This window comes from Nocardia sp. CA-145437, from assembly GCF_050956485.1.
Taxonomy (GTDB): Bacteria; Actinomycetota; Actinomycetes; order Mycobacteriales; family Mycobacteriaceae; genus Nocardia.
This window is the reverse complement of record NZ_CP191204.1, coordinates 2,367,005-2,389,170: the sequence shown is the minus strand read 5'-3', so window position 1 is coordinate 2,389,170 and position 22,166 is coordinate 2,367,005. Positions and strand designations below refer to the sequence as shown.

22 protein-coding genes are annotated in these 22,166 nt (G+C 69.5%); 12 read left to right on the top strand and 10 right to left on the bottom strand.

What is annotated here, in order from left to right; translation table 11 throughout:
- Positions 1-46: 46 nt before the first annotated feature.
- Entirely contained in the window at positions 47-1,804 is a 1,758-nt protein-coding gene (locus ACQPYY_RS10630) for a proline--tRNA ligase (protein WP_433593600.1), read from the bottom strand.
- Between the two features lie 58 nt (positions 1,805-1,862).
- Between ACQPYY_RS10630 and yaaA the strand changes: the two genes are divergently transcribed.
- Together yaaA and ACQPYY_RS10620 are read left to right on the top strand one after the other, a co-directional pair.
- Entirely contained in the window at positions 1,863-2,609 is a 747-nt protein-coding gene (yaaA, locus tag ACQPYY_RS10625; RefSeq protein ID WP_379102053.1) for a peroxide stress protein YaaA, read from the top strand.
- 24 nt (positions 2,610-2,633) lie between these two features.
- Positions 2,634-3,026, top strand: coding sequence for an ankyrin repeat domain-containing protein (locus ACQPYY_RS10620; RefSeq protein ID WP_433593599.1), 393 nt, complete (start codon positions 2,634-2,636; stop codon positions 3,024-3,026).
- Here the strand turns inward: ACQPYY_RS10620 and ACQPYY_RS10615 are convergent, their stop codons facing one another.
- Positions 3,027-3,698 carry a dihydrofolate reductase family protein gene (locus ACQPYY_RS10615; protein ID WP_433594616.1) on the bottom strand — a complete coding sequence of 224 codons (672 nt, stop codon included), beginning with the start codon at positions 3,696-3,698 and terminating at the stop codon, positions 3,027-3,029.
- Here ACQPYY_RS10615 and ACQPYY_RS10610 point away from each other — a divergent pair.
- Genes ACQPYY_RS10610 through ACQPYY_RS10600 form a run of 3 tightly spaced genes read left to right on the top strand, consistent with a single transcriptional unit; the run spans position 3,682 to position 5,600 of the window.
- Positions 3,682-3,942 (top strand): hypothetical protein, encoded by a 261-nt coding sequence (locus ACQPYY_RS10610; protein ID WP_433594615.1) that lies wholly within the window; start codon positions 3,682-3,684, stop codon positions 3,940-3,942. The two genes, ACQPYY_RS10615 and ACQPYY_RS10610, sit on opposite strands and share 17 nt — an antisense overlap.
- Positions 3,943-3,996: 54 nt before the next feature.
- Complete coding sequence (locus tag ACQPYY_RS10605; protein WP_433593598.1) at positions 3,997-4,494, top strand: hypothetical protein; 498 nt, start codon at positions 3,997-3,999, stop codon at positions 4,492-4,494.
- A complete protein-coding gene (locus tag ACQPYY_RS10600) occupies positions 4,494-5,600 on the top strand; it encodes an alkaline phosphatase family protein (protein ID WP_433593597.1) in 1,107 nt (368 codons plus the stop codon). The genes ACQPYY_RS10605 and ACQPYY_RS10600 overlap by 1 nt, the downstream gene beginning before the upstream one ends.
- Before the next feature lies 1 nt (position 5,601).
- Here the strand turns inward: ACQPYY_RS10600 and ACQPYY_RS10595 are convergent, their stop codons facing one another.
- Positions 5,602-6,090 carry a carboxymuconolactone decarboxylase family protein gene (locus tag ACQPYY_RS10595; RefSeq protein ID WP_379102042.1) on the bottom strand — a complete coding sequence of 163 codons (489 nt, stop codon included), beginning with the start codon at positions 6,088-6,090 and terminating at the stop codon, positions 5,602-5,604.
- The gene (locus ACQPYY_RS10590; protein WP_433593596.1) at positions 6,087-7,175 is read right to left on the bottom strand and encodes an NAD(P)H-dependent amine dehydrogenase family protein; all 1,089 of its coding nucleotides are present in this window, start codon (positions 7,173-7,175) and stop codon (positions 6,087-6,089) included. Before ACQPYY_RS10590 ends, ACQPYY_RS10595 begins: the two co-directional genes overlap by 4 nt.
- A 56-nt stretch (positions 7,176-7,231) precedes the next feature.
- On the opposite strand from ACQPYY_RS10590, the gene ACQPYY_RS10585 reads away from it, so the two are divergent.
- Positions 7,232-7,714 (top strand): nuclear transport factor 2 family protein, encoded by a 483-nt coding sequence (locus ACQPYY_RS10585; protein ID WP_379102038.1) that lies wholly within the window; start codon positions 7,232-7,234, stop codon positions 7,712-7,714.
- 62 nt (positions 7,715-7,776) lie between these two features.
- Here ACQPYY_RS10585 and ACQPYY_RS10580 read toward each other — a convergent pair whose 3' ends face one another.
- From ACQPYY_RS10580 to ACQPYY_RS10570, 3 genes are read right to left on the bottom strand one after another with little or no spacing between them, the layout of a single operon-like run.
- Entirely contained in the window at positions 7,777-8,736 is a 960-nt protein-coding gene (locus ACQPYY_RS10580; protein WP_433593595.1) for an isopenicillin N synthase family dioxygenase, read from the bottom strand.
- The gene (locus ACQPYY_RS10575; RefSeq protein WP_379102034.1) at positions 8,733-9,182 is read right to left on the bottom strand and encodes a nucleoside deaminase; all 450 of its coding nucleotides are present in this window, start codon (positions 9,180-9,182) and stop codon (positions 8,733-8,735) included. Before ACQPYY_RS10575 ends, ACQPYY_RS10580 begins: the two co-directional genes overlap by 4 nt.
- Before the next feature lie 47 nt (positions 9,183-9,229).
- A complete protein-coding gene (locus ACQPYY_RS10570) occupies positions 9,230-10,744 on the bottom strand; it encodes an APC family permease (RefSeq protein ID WP_379102032.1) in 1,515 nt (504 codons plus the stop codon).
- A 222-nt stretch (positions 10,745-10,966) separates the two neighbouring features.
- Between ACQPYY_RS10570 and ACQPYY_RS10565 the strand changes: the two genes are divergently transcribed.
- Positions 10,967-11,812 carry an SCO6745 family protein gene (locus ACQPYY_RS10565; RefSeq protein WP_433593594.1) on the top strand — a complete coding sequence of 282 codons (846 nt, stop codon included), beginning with the start codon at positions 10,967-10,969 and terminating at the stop codon, positions 11,810-11,812.
- 7 nt (positions 11,813-11,819) lie between these two features.
- Here the strand turns inward: ACQPYY_RS10565 and ACQPYY_RS10560 are convergent, their stop codons facing one another.
- A complete protein-coding gene (locus ACQPYY_RS10560) occupies positions 11,820-13,421 on the bottom strand; it encodes a PucR family transcriptional regulator (protein ID WP_433593593.1) in 1,602 nt (533 codons plus the stop codon).
- A gap of 125 nt (positions 13,422-13,546) precedes the next feature.
- Between ACQPYY_RS10560 and ACQPYY_RS10555 the strand changes: the two genes are divergently transcribed.
- The 4 genes from ACQPYY_RS10555 (at position 13,547) to ACQPYY_RS10540 (ending at position 19,632) form a co-directional block, all read left to right on the top strand.
- Positions 13,547-15,037 carry a CoA-acylating methylmalonate-semialdehyde dehydrogenase gene (locus tag ACQPYY_RS10555; protein WP_379102026.1) on the top strand — a complete coding sequence of 497 codons (1,491 nt, stop codon included), beginning with the start codon at positions 13,547-13,549 and terminating at the stop codon, positions 15,035-15,037.
- Positions 15,038-15,063: 26 nt separating this feature from the next.
- Positions 15,064-16,428, top strand: coding sequence for an aspartate aminotransferase family protein (locus ACQPYY_RS10550; RefSeq protein ID WP_433593592.1), 1,365 nt, complete (start codon positions 15,064-15,066; stop codon positions 16,426-16,428).
- Positions 16,429-16,460: 32 nt separating this feature from the next.
- Positions 16,461-17,948 (top strand): gamma-aminobutyraldehyde dehydrogenase, encoded by a 1,488-nt coding sequence (locus ACQPYY_RS10545; protein WP_433593591.1) that lies wholly within the window; start codon positions 16,461-16,463, stop codon positions 17,946-17,948.
- 271 nt (positions 17,949-18,219) lie between these two features.
- Complete coding sequence (locus ACQPYY_RS10540) at positions 18,220-19,632, top strand: NAD(P)/FAD-dependent oxidoreductase (protein WP_433593590.1); 1,413 nt, start codon at positions 18,220-18,222, stop codon at positions 19,630-19,632.
- On the opposite strand, the gene ACQPYY_RS10535 is transcribed toward ACQPYY_RS10540, so the two are convergent.
- A complete protein-coding gene (locus ACQPYY_RS10535) occupies positions 19,629-20,069 on the bottom strand; it encodes a MarR family winged helix-turn-helix transcriptional regulator (RefSeq protein ID WP_433593589.1) in 441 nt (146 codons plus the stop codon). The two genes, ACQPYY_RS10540 and ACQPYY_RS10535, sit on opposite strands and share 4 nt — an antisense overlap.
- 69 nt (positions 20,070-20,138) lie before the next feature.
- On the opposite strand from ACQPYY_RS10535, the gene ACQPYY_RS10530 reads away from it, so the two are divergent.
- Complete coding sequence (locus ACQPYY_RS10530) at positions 20,139-20,969, top strand: alpha/beta fold hydrolase (RefSeq protein WP_379102016.1); 831 nt, start codon at positions 20,139-20,141, stop codon at positions 20,967-20,969.
- Between the two features lies 1 nt (position 20,970).
- Here ACQPYY_RS10530 and ACQPYY_RS10525 read toward each other — a convergent pair whose 3' ends face one another.
- Entirely contained in the window at positions 20,971-22,098 is a 1,128-nt protein-coding gene (locus ACQPYY_RS10525; RefSeq protein WP_433593588.1) for a metallophosphoesterase, read from the bottom strand.
- Between the last annotated feature and the right edge of the window lie 68 nt (positions 22,099-22,166).

Sequence of the window (22,166 nt, the reverse complement as noted above, 5' to 3'; positions counted from 1 at the left end):
AAGTGGCGCATCACCGGGAGGTGATGCGCCACTCGAGTGGGGTGGGTCAGCCGCGGATCTTGGCTGCGACGGTGGCCACGGCGGAGTCGGCGGGGAGTTCCTCCGCTGTGCCGGCGAAGCGGTCGCGGAGTTCGATCTTGCCTTCGGCCCAGCCTCGGCCGACCACCACGATGTAGGGCATGCCGAGGAGTTCGGCGTCCTTGAACTTCACGCCGGGCGACGCGGTGCGGTCGTCGAGGAGGACCTCGAAGCCGAGGGAATCCAGTTCGGCGGCAACCTGTTCGGCGCCCGCCCGGGCGGCGTCGTCCTTGTTGGCGATGACGACGTGGACGTCGAACGGGGCGACCTCGCGGGGCCAGCGCAGGCCCTTGTCGTCGTGCTTCTGCTCGGCGAGCACCGCGACCATGCGGGAGACGCCGACACCGTAGGAGCCCATGGTGAGGCGGACCGGCTTGCCGTTCTCGCCCAGGACATCCACCTGGAAGGCGTCGGTGTACTTCTGGCCCAGCTGGAAGATGTGGCCGATCTCGATGCCGCGGGCGGCCTCGAGCACGCCGCAGCCGTCGGGCGACGGGTCGCCGTCACGAACCTCGGCGGCCTCGATGGTGCCGTCGGCGGTGAAGTCACGACCGGCGACCAGGCCGACATAGTGCTTGCCGGGCTCGTCGGCGCCGGTGATCCAGCTGGTGCCGGACACCACGCGGGGGTCGACCAGGTAGCGGATGCCGTTGTCGAGCAGGGCCTTCGGGCCGATGTAGCCCTTCACCAGGAACGGGTTGGCCTTGAAGTCGGACTCGTCGAGCAGTTCGACGGCGGCGGGCTCGACCGACGCCTCCAGGCGCTTCTCGTCGACCTCACGGTCGCCGGGGACGCCGATGCCGAGCAGCTCGGTCTTGCCGTCGGGGTAGACCAGCTTGACCATGACGTTCTTGAGGGTGTCAGCGGCGGTGACCTCACGGCCCAGCACCTTGTCGATGCCCGCGCCGTTGGCCCAGTCCACCAGGGTGGCGATCGTCGGGGTGTCGGGCGTGTCGTGGACGGCGGCCTCGGCCTGGCCCTCGATGGCGATCGCGGGCGGCGCGGCGGTGACCACGGCCTCCACGTTCGCGGCGTACCCGGACTCGCGGCAGATGACGTAGGTGTCCTCACCGACCGGGCTGTCGGCCAGGAACTCCTCCGACGCCGAACCACCCATCGCGCCGGAGGTGGCGGCCACGATCACGTACTTCACGCCGAGGCGGTCGAAGATCTTCTGGTAGGCCTCGCGGTGAGCGTTGTAGCTGTTCTTCAGCCCGTCCTCGTCGAGGTCGAAGGAGTACGAGTCCTTCATGACGAACTCGCGGCCGCGCAGGATGCCCGCGCGCGGACGGCCTTCGTCCCGGTACTTGGTCTGGATCTGGTACAGCGTGACCGGCAGATCCTTGTACGAGTTGTACTCACCCTTCACGGTGAGCGCGAACAGCTCCTCGTGGGTGGGGCCGAGCAGGTAGTCCTGGCCCTTGCGGTCCTTGAGTCGGAACAGGCCGTCGCCGTACTCGGTCCAGCGGTTGGTGGTCTCGTACGGCTCGCGCGGCAGCAGGGCCGGCAGCGAGATCTCCTGCGCGCCGATGGCGTTCATCTCCGCCCGGACCACGTCCTCGACCTTGCGCAGCGTGCGCAGGCCGAGCGGCAGCCACGAGTAGACGCCGGGCGCGATGCGACGCACGTATCCGGCACGCACCAGCAGCTTGTGGCTGGGCACCTCGGCGTCGGCGGGATCGTCGCGCAGGGTGCGCAGGAACAGGTGGGAGAGGCGGGTGATCACGGATGAACACAGTAGCCGCTGCTAGCGAACAGTTCCCAAGGCATTACCGTGTTGGCTCGTGCTGGTGCTGCTACCTCCCTCAGAAACCAAGTCCGACGGTGGTTCGGGCGGTCCCCTGGACCTGGATTCCCTCGCGATGCCGCAGCTCACGGCGGTGCGCGACAAACTGGTCACCGAAGTCATCGGATTGGCCGCCGACGCCGACGCCTCCCGGGCCGCGCTCGGGCTGGGCAAGGGGGCTGACGCGGAGATCGCCCGCAACGCCGCCCTGCGCACCTCCGCCACCCGCCCAGCCCTGGACCGGTACACCGGCGTCCTCTACGACGCGCTGGACGCCGCGGGCTTCACGAAGGCGCAGCGCGCCAAGGCCGAAGCCCGGCTCGGCATCGGGTCGGCGCTGTTCGGCGTGGTGCGGGCCGGCGACCCGATCCCCGCCTACCGGCTCTCGGGCGGCTCCAAACTGCCGGGACTGCCGACGCTGCAGTCGCTGTGGAAGCCGGTGCTGCCGGAGGCGTTGCGCGCCGAGGCGGCCGGACAGCTGGTCGTGGACCTGCGTTCGGGCACCTACCAGAACCTGGGCCGCATCCCCGGCGCGGTCACCGCCACCGTCCTCACCGAACGCCCCGACGGCTCCCGAACCGTCGTGAGCCACTTCAACAAACACCACAAGGGCCTGCTGGCCCGCGCCCTGGTGCTGACCCGCACCGAACCGTCCACCATCGACGCCCTGGCCAAGGTCGCCGAGAAGGCCGGGCTGCGCACCGAGATCGCGTCCCCGACCGAGCTGCTCATCATCACCAACTGATCCGGGGCTCGATAGAGTGGCCGGGTGGAACCCAACGAGCTCTCCCCCGAGGTCCTCGAACTCGCGAGCAAGATCTTCGACCTCGCCCGCACCGGCGACGCCGCCACCCTGGCCGCCTACCTCGACGCCGGCGTCCCGGTGAACCTCACCAACGACAATGGCGACACGCTGCTCATGCTCGCCGCCTACTACTCCCACCCCGACGCGGTCACCGCCCTCCTCGACCGCAAGGCCGACCCCAACTTCGGCAACGACAAGGGCCAAACCCCGCTCTCCGGAGCCGTTTTCAAGGGCTCCGACGAGATCGTGAACGCCCTCCTCGCCGCCGGAGCCGACCCGGAAGCGGGCAGCCCGTCGGCCCGCGACGCCGCCGAAATGTTCGGCCAGACCAAGTATCTGAAGCTGTTCGGCCAGTAGTCACTTCCGCCAGAAGAAATGGTGGGTCACACCGCTCGGACTCGGGATGCGCTCCAACTCGAAGCGGTCGGTGAGTTCGTCCGGTGTGATCCAGAGGCGTTCGCCGTGGCCGAATTCGACCGGGGCGACGGCCACATGCAGCTGGTCGATGAGGTCGGCTTCGAGGAATTCCCGGACCGTGGCCACGCCGCCGCCGATGCGAACGTCCTTGCCGTCGGCGGCCTCGAGAGCCTGAGCCAGGGCCTCCTTCGGGGTGGCGTCCAGGAAATGGAAGGTGGTGGCGCCCCGGATGATCGACGGCCGCACGTGGTGGGTGAGGACGAACACCGGGGTGCCGAAGGGCGGTTCCGCACCCCACCAGCCCTCCCACTCGTAGTTCTCCCAGGGACCACGCTGGGGGCCGAACTTGTTACGCCCCATGATCTCCGCGCCGATATTCCGGTGCCACTCGCGGGTGCAGTAGTCGTCGAGGCCGTAGGTGCCGCCCGGCTCGGTGCGGGTGGGGGCGTGGGCGGTGGCCCCCGACCAGGAGAACAATGCGGTCGCGTCGGCATCGCCGAAGGGACGCTCGAGGCTCTGGCCGTGACCGGCCCCATAGCCGTCGCTCGAGACCCGCGACGACGATCCGAGCCATCGCCAGAAAGTCGAATACCACCTGACCGAGGCCGCGATCCAGCTCGTCCCGATACTGGCCAACCTCGGCGCGTGGGGCGCCCGCTGGCTCGACACGACCCCCGAACTCACCATCCGAGCCGAGCTGCTGGCCGCGGGCGGCCCCACCCTCTGGGATCGATTCATGGCCGAACTCCGCGACATCCATCTGCACGGCGCCCCGGCCCCGCCGGATGGCGTCCTGGCGGAATTGACCGCCGCCTACGAAGAAGTCGCCCGGCGCGAAGCAGCGGCCGGAGCCTGAGCCCGACGATCCGGCCCCGCCGGGTCGGCACTCCACCCCCACGATTCCGACGGCATGATCCCGGCACCCACCGCCGATAATGTCGATCCGGTGATACGAAGCGGCAGCACTGACTTCGAACAATCCGCCGAACCGCCCGAGCACGACAACGAGGCCGATACACCCTCGAGGATCGGCGACGCCATGGCGATAGCACTCGGCATGCTGATCGGCCTGCTCGTCTTCCTGGCCCTGCTCATCGCGTGCTTCTACGAGGTGAGCAAGGCCTTCGGTGATCAGAACGCCGCCGGCATCACCGAAACAATCGTGGACCTGCGAGGCCGGATCCGAATCGAGTCCAATGACGGTTCGGCGGTTATGCATTGGGGGTGGTCCGGGCGATTCATAATTCGTGATGGGAATCGTTCGGGGGACCGCCACGCGGCGGACCGTATTGGCGGGGGCCGGGGCCCTCGCGTTGGGGGCGGCGGTGGGGTCGACGGCGGCGTGTCTGCCGGAGACCGCGTCGATGCCCGCGCCCGCGGAGCGGGATCGACCACATCATCGTGGTGATGATGGAGAATCGGTCGTTCGATCACTACCTGGGGTGGCTGCCGGGGGCGAACGGGAAACAGGATCTCACGTTCGCCGATCGGAACGGGACGGCGCGCAAGACATTCCATCTCGCCACCACGCAGGGGTGTGAGTATCACGATCCGGATCACTCGTTCGAGGGCGGGCGGGTCGAGTTCAACGACGGGAAGTGCGACGGGTGGCTGCGGGCCGGGACCAATGACGAGTTCTCGATCGGGTACTACCGGAAGGAGGATCTCGGGTTCTACGGGAACGCGGCGCCGGCGTGGACGGTGTGCGACAACTACTTCGCGGCGATCATGGCCGAGACGCTGCCGAACCGGTTGTATCAGCATGCGGCACAGACCGATCGGATTCACAGTTCGACCGACGTCTCGAAGCTGCCGACCATCTGGGATCGGTTGAAGGACGCCGATGTTCAAGCCCGCTACTACTTCTACGACGCGCCGTTCCTGGCGCTGTGGGGCACGAAGTACCTCTCCATCGCGCGCCGGTTCCCGACCTTCCTGTCCGACTGCGCGGCCGGGACGCTGCCCGCGGTGTCCTTCGTGGACCCCAAATTCCTCGACGAAGCCACCGGAACCTCCGCCGACGACCACCCGCACGCCGATATCCGTGCCGGGCAGGCGTTTCTGAACCAGGTGTATCAGGCCGTCACCAAAAGCCCGGTGTGGCCGCGAACGCTGCTGATCATCAACTACGACGAATGGGGCGGGTTCTTCGACCACGTACCGCCGCAGGTCGCGCCGGATGCCAACCCGGACTGGGGATTACGCGGATTCCGGGTGCCGTGCCTGGTCATCTCGCCGCGAGCGCGGCGCGGGCACGTCGCGCACCAGGTGTACGACCACACCTCGGTCCTCAAGGCCATCGAATGGCGTTGGGGCCTCCAGCCGCTGACTCCCCGCGACGCCGCCGCCCGCAATATCGCCGAGGTGCTCGACTTCACCGGGGCACCGAATCCGGATGCCCCGCAATGGAATGTCCCGCCCGTGACGCCCGGCACCTGCGGCCCCGTCGCGGCCGACTTCGAGCAGTGGAACATCCTGCGCAAACTGGCCGCGACGGCGGGGTGGAGCCTGTGACCTACTGCGCGGAGTGACCGGGCAGCACGCAGACCGCGTCCAGGCCGAGCACGTGGTTGAGGCGGCCGAAGGCCAGCCAGGAGCCCAGGCACATGGACAGTTCCACGATCTCGGCGTCGGTGTAGTGCTTCTTCATGCGCTCGAAGAACTCGTCGTCGAGCGAGTGGTGGTCGAGGGTGTAGACCTCGGCGTATTCGGCGGCCATGCGGACGCGGTCGTCGAAGTTCTCGGTGGTGCGCCAGTTGGTGACGTCGTCGGCGAAGGACTCCTCGACCTTCTCCCCATTGCGGTCGGTGCGCCAGTCCAGGCAGAACAGGCAGCCGTTGATCTGCGCGATGCGCAGCCGCGCGGCCTCGAACTCGCGCAGGCCCAGGGTGCTGTGCGAGTACACGGCGAGGGAGAAGTTGGAGGCCGCCACACCGATACCGGGGACCATCTCGCCCCAGACGTAGCCGATGGGATCCTTGCCCTCGGGAATGTCGATGATCATGCGGGCTCCTTTGAAGGTTGCTGTCTTCCGAGAGTGCCGAACGGCAGGGGCACGTCGAGTGCGTCGTACAAACCGGGTTCCGCGGTGGCCAGCCACGGGAGCGCGTTCACCAATCTGCCCACCGCGGTGGCGTTTCCGCCCGCGGAGTGATTGCCGTCCTCATCGGTGGCCTGCACCGTGATCTCGATGCGGGGACGGCCCTCGACGATGACGCGGTGCGCGCCCGCGCCGCTCGGCGGCTGCGGCCAGTCGGGGGCGCAACTGGCGTGGATGCGGGTGACGTGTTCGATGACGATGCGCGGGCTGCCGTCGACGATGCCCTGCACCTCGAAGCGCACCGCGCCCTGGGTGCCGGCGTCGAACTTGCCCATCAACTCGGTCTCCACGGTCTCCTGGAGCGGACGACGCTCCACGACTTCGCGAATGTCGGTGAGCGCCACGCCGAGTCCGCGCGCGATGAGCCGAATCTGCCCGCCCCACACCATGGTCGGGATGGTCGGGGCCAGCATGGGCGGCTGATAGTCCATGGGCTGACCCATGCCGACCAGGTAGCGCACCGAATCGGGCTGGTCGTAGGTGGTGTAGTCGAAGATCTCCTGGCAGCGCAGCACGTCCACGGTGCTGCCCAGGCCGCTCATCAGCAGCGGCAGGATGTCGTTGCCCCAGCCCGGGTCGATGCCCGAGACGAACAGCGTGCCACCGCCTTCCGCGGCGGCCGCGTCGACCCGGTCGCGCAGTTCGGCGGGGGCGCTGCGGTGGTCGTAGAGCGCGTACAGGGCGGGGGTGACCACGACGGCCCCGGCGCGCAGGGCCCGTTCGATATCGGCGACGGCGTCGTCGGGGCGGATGTCACCGGAGGCGGCGTACACCACGGCCCGCGGGCCCGCGGCCAGCGCGGCGTCGATGTCGTCGACGGCCGCGACCCCCAGTTCGACGTCCAGTCCGGCGAGCGCGCCGGCGTCACGGCCGACCTTGTCCGGATTGTGGACCAGAACGCCGGTCAGCTCCAGTTCGGGATGCGCCGCGACGGCCCGGATGGCCGCACGGCCGACATTGCCCGTGCCCCAGACCAGGGTGGAAATCATGTCCGAAACGTAGCAAACGCTTGGTAGGTTGGTGTCCGATTCGGCTACATTGCGGTATGGATATCGCAGCACTCGAATCGATTCGCGCACTCAAGTACCGCTACCTCCGCACCCTCGACCTCAAGCAGTGGGACGAGTTCGCGGACACGCTGTGCGCCGACATCGTCGGCTCCTACGGGTCACCCTCGGGTGGCCTGCCCGCGCAGTTCACCAGCCGCGACCAGATCGTCGACTACATGCGGGGCGCCCTGAGCGGCAACATCATCACCGTGCACGTCGCCAACCACCCGGAGATCACCGTGGACGGCGACACCGCCTCGGGCAGCTGGTGCCTGGAGGACACGGTCATCGCCGCCGACTACGGCCTGCTGATCCGCGGCGCGGCCTACTACCACGACACCTACCGCCGCGAGGACGGCGTGTGGCGCATCGCCACCACCGGCTACCAGCGCATCTACGAGTCCAAGATGTCGACCGCCGAGCTGCCGGGCTACGCGCTCACCGCCAACCGCTGGGCTCCGGCCGAAGAGTCGCGCTGACACCACCGGCCGACGCGGAGTTCCGCTGTCACACCGGCGGTTTCCGCCGACGGCGGCATGCGTCAGCCCAGCGTGATCGCATCCAATCGGGTGCGCAGGAACTCGGCCGACACCACCGGCGCCAGGCCCGCGACGCGGCCGATGGGCGGGTCCAAGGGCGTCACCCGGGCGTCGTGGTCGAGCTCGTAGAAGTAGATCAGTGAGACCAGGTCCTCCTCGGGAGCGGCGGCCTGGGGCGGCAGCACGCGGTGACGGCCGGCGGGCCAGCGGTGGCCGCTCCAATACGCCAGCAGGTCACCGATGTTCACGGTGAGGGCCTCGGGGTCGTAGGGCGCGTCGGCCCAGCCGCCGTCGTCGGTGTACACCTGCAGGCCGCCCGCGCCGGGTTCGCGGTCCAGGACGGTGACGGTGCCGAAGTCGGTGTGCGGCCCGATGCGGAACTGTCCGGGTTCGGGCGGGCCGATCTCGGTCAGCGGCGGGTAGTGATTGATGTTGCAGGTCCAGGTGGGCCGAGCGGCCAGGCTCTCGAAGGGGTTGTGCGACAGGCCGAGTGCCGCCGCGAACAGCGCCAGCAGCTCGTCGGAGAGCGCGCGCACGGCGGCGGTGTAGGCGAGCAGCAGCTCCCGCAGTTCACCCACTTCTCCGGGCCACACATTGTCGAGGAACCAGACCCGGTCCACGCGCGGGTCGCCGGTCGGGGTGTCCGCGCCGACAGCGAAGGTCTCCTTCAGATCCGGCGGTGTCGCGGTGCCCTCGGAGTACCCATTGGCCTCGAGGCCCGGACCGATCCACCCGCGGCCGCCGACCGACACCGCGTAACGCTGCTTCACCGCCGGCGGCAGTGCGAAGAAGCGGCGGGCGGCGGCACGCACATCGCCCGGAAGTCCGTGCGGCACACCGTGTCCGCGCACCAGCAGGAATCCGGCGCGGCGCAGGCCCGCGTCCACCTCGCGCAGCACCCGCGCCGCGGACTCGCCACCGGCGCGCCAGCCGTCCAGATCGACGGTCGCGATGGGGGTCATCGCGGCACCCCGATGTCCTCGTACCAGAGTTCGGGGCGTTCGGCGATGAACCGGGTCATCATGTCGACGCAGGCCGGGTCGTCGAGCACGGTGACCTCCACCCCGTGCTCGGCGAGCCAGTCGTGGCCGCCTGTGAAGGTCCGCGACTCCCCCACGATGACCGCGCCGATGCCGAACTGGCGGACCAGGCCGCTGCAGTACCAGCACGGGGACAGCGTGGTGACCATGACGGTGTCGCGGTAGTCGCGGCGGCGACCGGCATGACGGAAGGCGTCGGTCTCGGCGTGCACGCTCGGATCGTCGTGCTGGACGCGGCGGTTGCGGCCGCGGCCGAGCAGCGTGCCGCTGCTGTCGAAAAGGGCGGCCCCGATCGGGATTCCGCCCTCCCGCAGGCCGAGTTGCGCCTCTTCGTAGGCGGTGGCCAGCAGATCCCGCGCAGTGATCATGCCGACCATGCTGCCACCGCCCACGCCTCGAAGCCGGGTATCCGCGCTCAGCGCTCGTGCGATTCCTCGAGCACCGTCCGGCCCAGCAGCGCGTACCGTGCCGGGTCGGTGCGGCGCAGATGGGCGGCGTAGCCGAGACCCGCGAGGGCGACGGCGGCGACCAGGTACGGCGTCGCCTTCAGAATCACCGACCCGGCCTCGGTTCCGGCGGCGGTGTCCATATTGAGGACCAGCAGCAGCACCACGCCGAGCATGGCCACGCCGCCGATCAGCGGGGCCACCAGCGTGCGGAACCAGTGGCGGCTCTCGGGATGGTTGGCGCGGAAGTAGGCGATCACCGCGAACGAGCAGGTGGCCTGGACGATCAGGATCGCCATGGTGCCCAGCACCGCGAGCAGGGTGTACAGGCCCGCGTACGGATCCTTGCCCGCGAGCCCGAACGCCAGCACCAGCAGCGCCGCCACGGCGGTCTGCGCCAGGCCCGCGATATGCGGCGAACCGTGTCCGGGATGGGCCGTGCCGATGGTGCGCTGGAGCACCGGCACCACGCCTTCGCGGCCGAGCGCGAACAGGTAGCGGGCGGCGCAGTTGTGGAAGGCCATGCCGCAGGCCAGCGAACCGGTGACCATCAGCCACTGCATGACCTCGACCGCCCAGTGCCCGACATAGCGTTCGGTGGGACCGAAGAACACATTCATCGGGTTGCCGGACGCGGCCAGTTCCATCGCCTTGTCACCGCCGCTGCCCGAGATGGCCATCCAGGACACGAACAGGTAGAAGACGCCGACGCCGAGCACCGCGATCATGGTGGCGCGCGGGATGATTCGCTTCGGATCCTTGGATTCCTCGCCGTACATGGCGGTCGACTCGAATCCGACCCACGACCAGAACGCGAAGAACAGTCCCAGGCCCGCCGACGGCCCGTGGAACGCGTTGGCGGGGTTGATGGGCGCCAGTGACAGGCCGTCGGGGCCGCCGCCGTGCAGCAGCACCGACACGGCCATGATGAACAGCACCGTGACCTCGGTGGCCAGCAGGACCACCAGCAGGCGTTCGGCCAACGCCACGCCGAACCAGGTGCCCACCGCGTTGATCGCCAGCATGAGGATCGCGAAAACCCACCAGGGCACGTCTTTTCCGAGCTGATCGAGCACCGTGTTGTGGGCGAAGCTGGAGAAGATGCCGATCAGCGACGGCTCGAACACCATGTAGGCGAAGGCCGCCAGCAGTCCGGCCGCCAGCCCCGCGCCGCGGCCCAGCCCGAAGGAGATGAATCCGTAGAAGGCGCCGGTGGCGGTGATGTGCTTGGCCATGGTGGTGAATCCCACGGTGAACACCGCGAGCACCGCCATGGCGATCAGAAACGCCGCGGGCGTGCCGATTCCGCTGCCCGACGACATCATGAACGGCACGTTGCCGGTCATGGCGGTGATGGGCGCGGCGGTCGCGACGGCCATGAACACCACGCCGAGCAGACCCACCACATTGGGTTTGAGCCGCGACACTCCGGGTTCGGGTTCGCCGGATTCTCCCGAAATCGCTACCGGTGTACTCGGTTCCATGGTGCAACTCCTCAATCTCTGGTCGATGACCTGCGAGGAATTGTGCGGACGGGAATGTTGCACGGATATGAAACGGAGTTACCACAACCGACCAATGGTGTGACTCAGGTCACTACTCTTACAGTCGGATTGAAAGACCGTCCAGCCCTTTACAAATCGTCGGGCGGACGCCGCGGACCCACCTGACTTCAGTTAGCTGTATTCAGCCGATACAGTGGGCCCATGGACAACGCCTTCGCCCGCGATCTGTGGCGTGTGCTGGAACCGCTGCACGCCGTCACCTACTTCGCCACGGACTGCATCGCCGCCAACAAAGCCGTTGGCCTGCGCGGGTTCTGGATGGGCTACTTCGCCACCCGCTCGGCCCCGTTCGGCGCCGCCGGCCCCTCGGTCGTGGAGGCCACCTTCTACAACTTCCATCCCGCGATGGTCCGGCGGGCGCTGCCCGACGCCTGGGGGTTCGCCACCCCCGACGCGGTCATCGCCACCCGCACCATCGCCGCCGCCGCGGTGCTGCGCGCCGTCGTCCCCGACATCGCGGGCATCGCCGCCCGCGCCGTGCCCGACCTGCAGCGGGCCATCGCCGACGCCCCGGCCGGGGGCCGCGCGCTGTTCGCCGCCAACCGCGATCTGCCCACCCCCGGCGACGCCGTGCACGCGCTCTGGCAGGCCGCCACCACGCTGCGCGAACACCGCGGAGACGGGCATGTGGCCTGTCTGCTCACCGAGGGCATCGACGGCTGCGAGGCGCATGTGCTGTTCTCCGCCTCCACCGGCGTCCCCGCCCAGATCTGGCGCGACAATCGCGGCTGGAGCGACACCGATTGGCAGACGGCGCGCGAACGGCTCGCCGGCCGCGGCCTGCTCGACGCCGAGGGCGGCCTCACCGAGGCGGGGCGCGCGCTGCGCGCGCACCTCGAGGCCCGCACCGACGCCCTGGCGATGACCGCCTACCGCGAGGTCCCCGGCATCGTCGAGACCCTCGCGGTGCTGACGCCCGCCGCCCGCGCCGTGGCCCGCAGCGGCGAGATCCCCTACCCGAATCCGATGGGCGCCGACCCGGCCTGAGCCGGGCTCACCGGGCGTCGCCGGCCGTGGCCAGGTCGCGGATCAGCAGCGCGGCGTGCAGGGAGGTCCGGGTCTCGCCATTGTCCAGATCGACGTCGAGGATGCGCTCGATCCGCGACAGCCGGTCGTAGAGGGTGGGCCGGCTGATATTGAGCCGCTTCGCGAGTTCGGTCTTGTTGCCCGCCAGGTCCAGGAACTGGCGCAGGGTGCGGGTCAGGTCGCTGGCGTTGCGAATGTCGTGGCGCAGCAGGGCGCTCAGTTCGGTCTCGGCGAACCGCTGGACCCCGGGCTCGTCCCGGATGAGCGAGAGCAGGCCGCGCAGCCGGACGTCACCGCTGCGATAGAACGGGCGCGGAGTCGAAGCGTCCAGGGAGAGCGCGACTTCCGCGACGTGCGCGGCCTGAGCCAGTTCGCGCGCGGTGTCGAGCAGCGAATCCGATTCACCGCCGACGCCGATCACCGCGCGCCCCACGCCGGGCACCCGGCGAACCTCGGCGAGCATGGCCACGCAGATCGCGGTGAGCGCGGAATCGAAGTCACCGCCGCGCGGCACGCCCAGCACGAAGGTGACCCGGTTGCCGCGATCGGGCGCGGCCAGCGCGGTCGCCTTGGCCAGCGCCACCCCGTGCAGCGCCGCGTCCAGCACGGCGGCCGTACGCCGTTGCTGCGCGACCGGATCCGATTCGGTGGCGGCGGCGACCTCCAACGCCAGCGACACATAGCGGACCCGGCGGGCCAGGCCCAGCGCGGCGGCCAGCGCGACCGCGTCGCGTTCGTCGGTGAGGCGGCCGTTGACCATGTCGTCGATGAGCCCGGTCTGCGCCTGCCGATGCAGTCCGAACCGGTCGCGCTCGATCATGCGGTGCAGGGTGAGGGTCTGGGCCGCGCGTTCGAGCACCATGCGGGCACGGGCGCTGGTCACGCGGTTCGAACGCAGGATGAGCCGGCCCCAGCGCTGCGTATGCGGGCCCACCGGAACCACATTCGGATCGATGTCCGACAGCAGCCGGGAGGTCGCCTCCCAGCGGTCGAGCAGAGCCGAGGTGCCGGTGTGGCGCGCGGTCAGCGCCAGCACCCGGTGCGCCAGATCCTCGAGCACCACCGAGGCGTCCAGCATCCCGGCGGCGGTCTTCACGATCTCGGCCAGCGACGCCCGCCGCACGCTGAGCGCGGTGAAGGTCTCGTGCACGGTGCGCGCGAACTCCAGCTCCTCGTACTGGTCGGCCACGATCACCCGGTGCACCGCCTCGGTGATCTCCACGAACCGCACCACCCGGTGCAGCGCCACCACCGGCAGACCCAGCCGGTCCGCGGTCCGCGCCACCACGGGCGTGAACTCCCGCACCGAGGTGCCCAATTCCACCACCAGCCCCGACACCCCCGCCGCGGCCAGGGATTCCAGATAGGCCACGGTCTCGGCGTCGCTACCGGTCAGCGCCTGCCCGGTGGTGAGAATGAGTTCCCGGCCGACCAGCAGCTTCGCGACGTCGGCCAGTTCGCTGACGTGCACCCACCGCACCGGCCGATCCAGCGGGCCGCCGCCCGCGACCTCCGGCAGCCCGGCGCGCACGACCGGCATGGCCAGCACGTCAGCAACGGAGAGGAGCACCGACGAATCGTAATACGAAGACGGAAAATGGATACACAATGTCGGGAATCAACCGGCCGGTAATGACGCAGAGTAGGGACGGACGAACCCCGGCCCGACCGGCGGAATCACGGAATCGAGGAGATATGCAGACCATCGCACACTGGCTCGACGGCAAGCCCTTCACCGGTTCCGCCGAGACGACCGCACCCGTCACCAATCCCGCCACCGGCGCGGTGACCGCACAGGTCGCCCTGGCCTCCGCGGCCGACGTGCGCACGGTGATCGACGCCGCCGTCGCCGCCTTCCCCGCCTGGCGCGACGCCTCCCTGGCCAAACGCACCCAGGTGCTGTTCCGGTTCCGCGAACTGCTCAACGAGCGCAAGGAGGAGCTCGCCGCGATCATCACCGCCGAACACGGCAAGGTGCTCGCCGACGCCCTCGGCGAGGTGTCGCGCGGCCTGGAGATCGTCGAATTCGCTTGCGGCATACCGCATCTGCTCAAGGGCGGCTACACCGAGAACGCCTCCACCAAGGTCGACATCTTCTCGGTGCGCCAGCCGCTGGGCCCGGTGGCGATCATCTCGCCGTTCAATTTCCCGGCCATGGTGCCCATGTGGTTCTTCCCGGTCGCCATCGGGGCCGGGAACACCGTGGTGCTCAAGCCGAGCGAGAAGGATCCCTCGGCCTCGCTGTGGATGGCCGAACTGTGGCAGGAGGCCGGGCTGCCCGACGGGGTGTTCAACGTGGTCCAGGGCGACAAGGTCGCCGTCGACGAACTGCTGGCCAACCCCGCGATCAAGGCGGTGTCGTTCGTCGGCTCCACCCCCATCGCCCGCTACGTCTACGAGCACGGCACCGCCGCGGGCAAACGGGTGCAGGCGCTCGGCGGCGCCAAGAACCACATGGTGGTGCTGCCCGACGCCGACCTGGACCTGGCGGCCGACGCGGCGGTCAACGCGGGCTTCGGATCGGCCGGCGAACGGTGCATGGCCATCAGCGCACTGGTCGCGGTCGGCGATATCGCCGACGACCTGGTGGCGCGCATCACCAAGCGCGCCAAGACCATTCGCACCGGCGACGGCACCCTCGGCACCGATATGGGCCCGCTGGTCACCGCCGCGCACCGCGACAAGGTGACGTCCTACGTCGCAGCGGGCGAATCCTCCGGCGCGACAGTGGTTCTCGACGGCCGCACGGTGTCCCCGGAGGGCGGCGCCGACGGATTCTGGCTGGGCCCCACCATTCTCGACCATGTCACCCCCGAGATGAGCGTCTACACCGACGAGATCTTCGGACCGGTCCTGTCGGTGGTCCGGGTGGACAGCTACGACGAGGCGCTGGCCCTGATCAACGCCAACCCCTACGGCAACGGCACCGCCCTGTTCACCAATGACGGCGGCGCGGCGCGGCGGTTCCACAACGAGGTCGAGGTCGGCATGGTGGGCATCAATGTCCCCATCCCGGTCCCCATGGCCTACTACAGTTTCGGCGGCTGGAAGAACTCCCTGTTCGGCGACTCGCACGCGCACGGCGCCGACGGCGTGCACTTCTTCACCCGCACCAAGGCCGTCACCACCCGCTGGCTCGATCCCAGCCACGGCGGCCTGAATCTCGGCTTCCCCCAGAACCACTGACGGCTGACACGATCGAAGGACCTGCGATGACCCTGCCCCATGGCCTGACCCCCGAGGCGGCGCGCGAACGGGCCGCCCGCGCCTACGACCTGGATCGCAAGCACGTCTTCCACTCCTGGTCGGCGCAGAAGTCGCTGAACCCCATGGTGATCACCGCGGCCCAGGGCTGCTACGTGTGGGACGGCGACGGCAACCGGCTGCTCGACTTCTCCTCGCAGATGGTGAACACCAATATCGGCCACCAGCATCCGAAGGTGGTGGCCGCCATCCAGGAACAGGCGGCCACGCTGTGCACCATCGGCCCCGCCTACGTCAACGACGCGCGCTCGGAGGCGGCGCGGCTCATCGCCGAACGCACCCCCGGGGAGCTGAACCGGATCTTCTTCACCAACGGCGGCGCGGACGCCGTCGAACACGCGGTGCGCATGGCGCGCCTGCACACCGGGCGGTACAAGGTGCTCGCGCGCTACCGCTCCTATCACGGCGGCACCGAGACCGCGATCAACCTCACCGGGGACCCGCGCCGCTGGCCCAACGATCACGGCAACGCCGGCGTCGTGCACTTCTTCGGGCCGTTCCTGTACCGCTCACAGTTCCACGCCGCCACCGAGGCCGAGGAGTGCGAACGCGCGCTGCGGCATCTCGAGCAGACCATCGAACTCGAGGGACCGGGCACCATCGCGGCCGTCATCCTCGAATCGGTGCCCGGCACCGCCGGAATCATGGTTCCGCCGGCGGGTTACCTGGCGGGCGTGCGGGAACTGTGCGACCGCTACGGCATCGTGTTCATCGCCGACGAGGTGATGGCGGGCTTCGGCCGCACCGGACGCTGGTTCGCCATCGACCATTTCGACGTGGCGCCCGACCTGATCACCTTCGCCAAGGGCGTCAACTCCGGGTACGTGCCGCTGGGCGGAGTCGCCATCGCGCCGCACATCGCCGCCACCTTCGACGACCGCCCGTATCCGGGCGGGCTCACCTACTCCGGGCATCCGCTGGCCACCGCCGCGGCCGTCGCGACCATCACCGCGATGACGGAGGAGCGCATCGTGGAGAACGCCGCCGACATGGGTGAGCGAATCCTCGGGCCGGGACTGCGCGAACTGGCCGAACGGCACCCGAGCGTCGGCGAGGTCCGCGGCCTGGGCGTGTTCTGGGCCGTCGAACTCGTCCGCGATCGCGCCACCCGCGAACCCCTCGCACCCTACGGCGGCACCAGCCCGGCCATGACCGAGACCGTCGCCGCCGCCCGGGCCGCCGGACTGCTGCTGTTCGTGAACTTCAACCGGCTGCACGTGGTCCCGCCCTGCATCGTCGGCGAGGCCGAGGCCAAGGAGGGACTCGCGATTCTCGACCAGGCACTGACCGTCGCCGACGGCCATACTGTGTGACCCATCCGCGGATTCGATTCTTCAGGAGCGCAGTGAATCAGCAGGACCTGCAATTCATCGGCGGCGCACGACGATCCGGGTCCGGAGCGCCGCTGTCGATCACCGCGCCGGCGACCGGCGCGGTGATCGCGACGGGCGCGGGCGCGAACGCCGAGGACGCCGCGGCGGCGGTGGCGGCGGCCCGGGACGCCTTCGGGGACTGGGCCGGTCGCACGCCTGGCGCGCGATCGGATCTCATGCACGAGTGGGCGCGGGTGCTGCGGGAACGCTCCGGGGAACTGGCCGCCGTCGAAAGCGTCAACGCGGGCAAGCCGATTCGCCTGGCCGGCGAGTTCGACGTGCCCGGCACCATCGACAACACCGCGTTCTTCGCCGGGGCCGCCCGGCAACTGGAGGGCAAGGCGGCCGCGGAGTACTCCGGCGATCACACCTCCTCGATCCGGCGCGAACCGCTGGGTGTCATCGGGTCCATCGCGCCGTGGAACTATCCGCTGCAGATGGCGGCCTGGAAGATCCTGCCCGCCGTCGCCGCCGGGAACACGGTGGTGCTCAAGCCGTCCGAGCTGACCCCGCTGTCGACTCTGCTGTTCGCGGAGGCGGGCACGGCGGCGGGCCTGCCGCCCGGGGTGGTCAATGTCCTCACCGGCACCGGCGCCGCGGCCGGGCAGCCGCTGGTGGAGCATCCCGCGGTGGCGATGGTGTCGTTCACCGGCTCCACCGCCGTCGGCAGGCGAGTGGCGGCCGCCGCCGCGGGCGCGGTCAAACGGGTGCATCTCGAACTCGGCGGCAAGGCGCCCTTCGTCGTGTTCGACGACGCCGACCCCGAGGCCGCCGCACGCGGCGCGGTGGCGGGCGCGCTCATCAATGCCGGACAGGACTGCACCGCGGCCACCCGCGCCTACGTGCAGCGGCCCTTGTTCGAGGAATTCGTGGGCCGGGTCGCCGAGCTCATGGACCGGGTCACCCTCGGTCCCGTCGAGGACCCCGACACCGATATGGGACCGCTCATTTCCCGCGCACACCGCGAGAAAGTGCACGGCATGGTCGAGCGGGCCCGCGAATCCGGCGCGAAAGTCGTTCGGGGCGGCCGAATCCCAGCGCGGACGCCGGCAGCGGGCGCGTATTACGAGCCCACCCTGATCACCGGCGCGGCCCAGGATTCCGAGATCGTGCAACGGGAGATCTTCGGCCCGGTCCTGGTGGTGCTGCCGTTCGACACCGACGACGAGGCCATCGCGCTGGCCAATGACACCGACTACGGCCTGGCGGCCTCGGCCTGGTCACGCGACGTGTTCCGCACCCAGCGGGCGAGCCGCGACATCCGGGCCGGCTGCGTGTGGATCAACGACCATATTCCGATCGTCAGCGAAATGCCGCACGGCGGGTACAAATCGTCCGGATTCGGAAAGGACATGTCCGCCTACGCATTCGAGGAGTACACGAATATCAAGCACGTCATGTCCGATATCACCGGGGCCGCCCGCAAACCCTGGCACGACGTGATCTTCCAGGCCGAATAACTCTCCACGAGGTCGCGGAAAGGCTTCGATCAGGACTTTCTCCGCATTCCTGAGCTATCCTCGAGGCATCAAGAGGAGGCGGAAATGGACCTGCCGATGATGCCGACACAGGTGTTGCGGTCCACCCTGCGCATGCCCCGCCGCTCCGAGGATCGCGCCGCCACCAGCTGACTCTCCCGCACGCCGCCGACTGGTCCCGTCATGGACCATCGGCGGCTTTTCACGTACCCCGATGCGTGCCGCGCGGTAGGAGAGAAGGAGTTGATCGGCCATGTCGGCCAAAGAGAGCAAACCGTGGGCGTCGGCGCTGGCGGACGCGGCGCCGACGCCGTACTGGACCGACCGGCCCGAACGGCCGGCCCCCACCGATCCCCTCACCACCGCCGTCGACGCGGGGCTGGCCGTCATCGGCGGCGGGTACAGCGGGTTGTGGACGGCGTTGCTGGCCAAGGAACGCGATCCGGAAACCGATGTGGTGCTGGTGGAATCGGGGCTGTGCGGACACGCCGCCTCGGGGCGCAACGGCGGCTTCTGCTCCGCCAGCCTCACCCACGGCCTGGCCAACGGGCTCGAACGCTTCCCCGACGAGATCGGGCAGCTGGAACGACTGGGACGCGCCAACCTCGACGACATCGAGAAGGCCCTCGTCCAGTACGGCATCGACTGCGACTTCGAACGCACCGGGGAACTCGAAGTCGCCACCGCGCCACACGAACTCGCGTGGCTGCGCGAGAGCCACGACGCCGCCGAGGCGCTCGGCCACCGCACCCAGCTGCTCGACGCCGGACAGGTCCGGGGCATGGTGCACTCCCCCACGTATCTCGGCGGATGGTGGGACCGCGACGGCGTCGCCATGCTCGATCCGGCGCGGCTGGCGTGGGGATTACGGCGCGCCTGCCTGGAATCGGGGGTGCGGATCTTCGAAGGCACTCCCGTGCAACGCATGTCGAAATCCTGCGGCGGACTGACCCTGCACACGCCGCACGGCGAGGTGCGCGCCCCCCGGGTCGCCCTGTGCACCAGCGCATTCGCGGGACCGCTGCCCAAGGTGACCCGGCACGTGGTGCCGGTCTACGACTACGCGCTGATGACCGAGCCGCTCACCGCCGACCAGCTCGACAGCATCGGCTGGGGCACCCGCACCGGCGTCGGCGACGCCTCCTACCGCTTCCACTACTACCGGCTGACCAGCGACAACCGCATCCTGTTCGGCGGCTACGACGCGATCTACCACTTCGGCAACCGCATCGCGCCCGGACTGGAATACAACGAGGCCACCTTCGAGACGCTGGCCCGGCACTTCTTCCAGACCTTTCCGCAGCTCGAGCGGGTGCGGTTCACCCATCGCTGGGGCGGGGTCATCGACACCTGCGGCCGGTTCTGCGCCTTCTTCGGTTCGGCCTACAAGGGCCGGTTGGTGTACGCGGCCGGGTACACCGGGCTCGGCGTCGGCGCGACCCGCTTCGGCGCGGAGGTCATGCTCGATCAGTTGTGGGGCCTCGACACCGAACGCACCCGGCTGCGGATGGTGCGTTCGCGGCCGTTGCCGCTGCCGCCGGAACCGTTGCGCTCCGCGGGAATTCACCTCACCCGCTGGTCCCTGGCCCGCGCGGACGCGCGGCAGGGGCGGCGCAATCTGTGGCTGAAGACCCTCGACTACACGGGGCTGGGGTTCGACAGTTAGTCGGCGGTCGCGCCCGGGCGGACGCCCAGGCGAGTCGACAGCAGCTCCAGGGCCGCGAGTACTTCGGTGAGGGCGGCGGGGTCGGCGTCGCCCAGGGCCGCGGAGAGGGTGTCGTCGATGCTGGTCGCCCGGACCTGCGACACCCGCTCGGACAACTCCCGGGCGGGTTCGAGCAGCGTGCGGCGGCGGTCGTGCGGATCGGTCCGGGCCACCAGGGAACCCGTCTCCCGCAGCCGGGCTACCGCACCCGAGACCGCGCTCTGCGGGAGCCCGGTGCGGGCGGTCACCTCGCTGATGGTGGTGCCCGGGTGTTCGAGCACGTCACCGATGACGACCAGTACCGCGCGGTTTCCCGTCCGCTCGCCCGCGCCGGGCAGGGCCTGCTCCCCCATCTTCATGAGGGCGCGACCCAGCAGGAACAGCTCGACTCCGTTCATACGGCGACGATACATCAGTTCAGATACATCACTCTTGATGCATCAGAAAAGATGGATTATGGTGATGGCATGACCACGATCGAGACCGCCACCCTCCCCGTCGACGGCGCCGAGCTGTACTACGAAATCCGCGGCACCGGACCGATGCTGCTCATCTCCCAGAGCGGCGAAGGCGACGCGCGGCGCAGCGAGGGCCTGGTGCGAAACTTGGAGAACGAATTCACCGTCGTCACCTACGACCGACGGGGGCTGTCGCGCAGCCGGATTCACGAGCCGAGCCCACGGCCGAGCGTCGCCGCCCACGCCGACGACGTGCACCGGCTGCTGACCGCTATTACCGACCAGCCCGTACTGATGCTCGGGTGCAGCATGGGCGCGTCCCTCGGATTGCACCTGGCCGCAACGCATCCCGAGCAGGTGCACACCCTCATCGCGCACGAACCGGTCTCGCCGTGGCTGCTCGCGGCCACCCAGCGCGCACACCACCAGCGCGAACTCCAGGAATGCCAGGAGGTGTGCCGCGCCGAGGGGTGGCGGGCCGCGCTGGCCCCGATGGCCCGCACGCTCGGCATCAACCCCGCCGATCAGGAGATCGAGGAGGGCGTGCAACTGCCGCCCATCACGCCCGAAAGGGCCGCGAACTTCACCTATTTCATCGAGCAGGACTTCACGGCCATTCGCGAGGACCAGCTCGATGTCGACCGGCTGGCGCGGACCAGCACCCGCATCCTGCCCGCCATCGGACGCCGCACCCCGGCGCAGGTCTTCGACCGCCTGTGCGCGTTCGAACTGGCCGAACTGATGGGCGTCGAGGCCACCGAATTCCCCGGCGGCCACAACGGCAACCTGACCCACCCGGCCGCCTACGCCGACACCATTCGGCGACTGGCGGATCGGTAGCTCAGCGCGGAGCGCGCAGGATCAGCAGGGTGATCTCGCTCGGGGCGAACAGGCGCAGCTGCGGACCCCAGAAGCCGGTGCCGCGGCTGGTGTAGAGCTGGGTGCGTTCACCGTGGCGGCTCAGGCCCGCCACCACCGGCTGCTCCAAGCGGACCAGGTAGTGGAACGGCCAGATCTGACCGCCGTGGGTGTGGCCCGAGATCTGGAGGGCCACATCCGAAGCCACCGCGTCGGCGACCTGACGGGGCTGATGCGCCAGCAGGATCACCGGCAGGTTCGGGTCCGCGCCGGCGAGGGCGGCGGGCAGATCGGGGCCGTGGCCGCTCAGGCTGGCGCCGGTCGGGTCGTCGATGCCCGCGATCACCAGGCTGTCGCCATCGCGGGTGACGACCTCGTGCTCATTGCGCATCGGCCGCCAGCCCAGGCCCGCCATGTGCTCGATCCAGCCCGGAGCGTCACCGAAGTACTCGTGATTGCCGGTGATGTAGAAGCGGCCGTACTCGGCCTCGACCTTGCCCAGCGGATCCACCTGCGCGCCACGCTTGGCCACCGAACCGTCCGCGAGATCGCCCGCGTGGCAGGCGATGTCGGGGCGCAGGGCGTTGACCTCGGCCACCACCTGCTCCGACCAGCGCAGCCGGTCCGTCGCGGCGAAATGGGTGTCGGTGACCACGGCCAGCCGGAAACCGTCCAATCCGGCTCCCAGGCGCGGAATCTCGACCTCGACGGTCCGCACCTTCGGCACCTTGCGGGCGCTGTAGATCGCGCACGCGGTCAGCACCACCGCGACCACGAGTACGCCGGCGGCCACGATCCGGGAGCGGGCCGGATCGTCCACTCCGGCCACCGCCAGGCCGCCGCGCACCACCGCGCCGATCGCCGACCAGCTGAACACCACCCACATCACACCCAGCAGGGTGTCGCCCACCAGGGCCGCCGCATCCGACTGCCGGGGCCCGTGCCCGAGCAGCATGCCCGCGGGCAGCGCCAGATATCCGAGCAGGAAGACCGCGGTGCCGAGCCAGAACGCCGCACCGGAGAGGGTGGTGTAGACCAGCAGCCACCACGGGAGCAGGAACAACAGCGCGGGTACGCAGAGGAACAGAACCGCGCGGGGAACGTACTTCACGGGAGATCATCCTTGTCGGACCGAATGCCGCCGGAGAAGGCGTGCTCTCCAACGTACCGGGTTTCTCG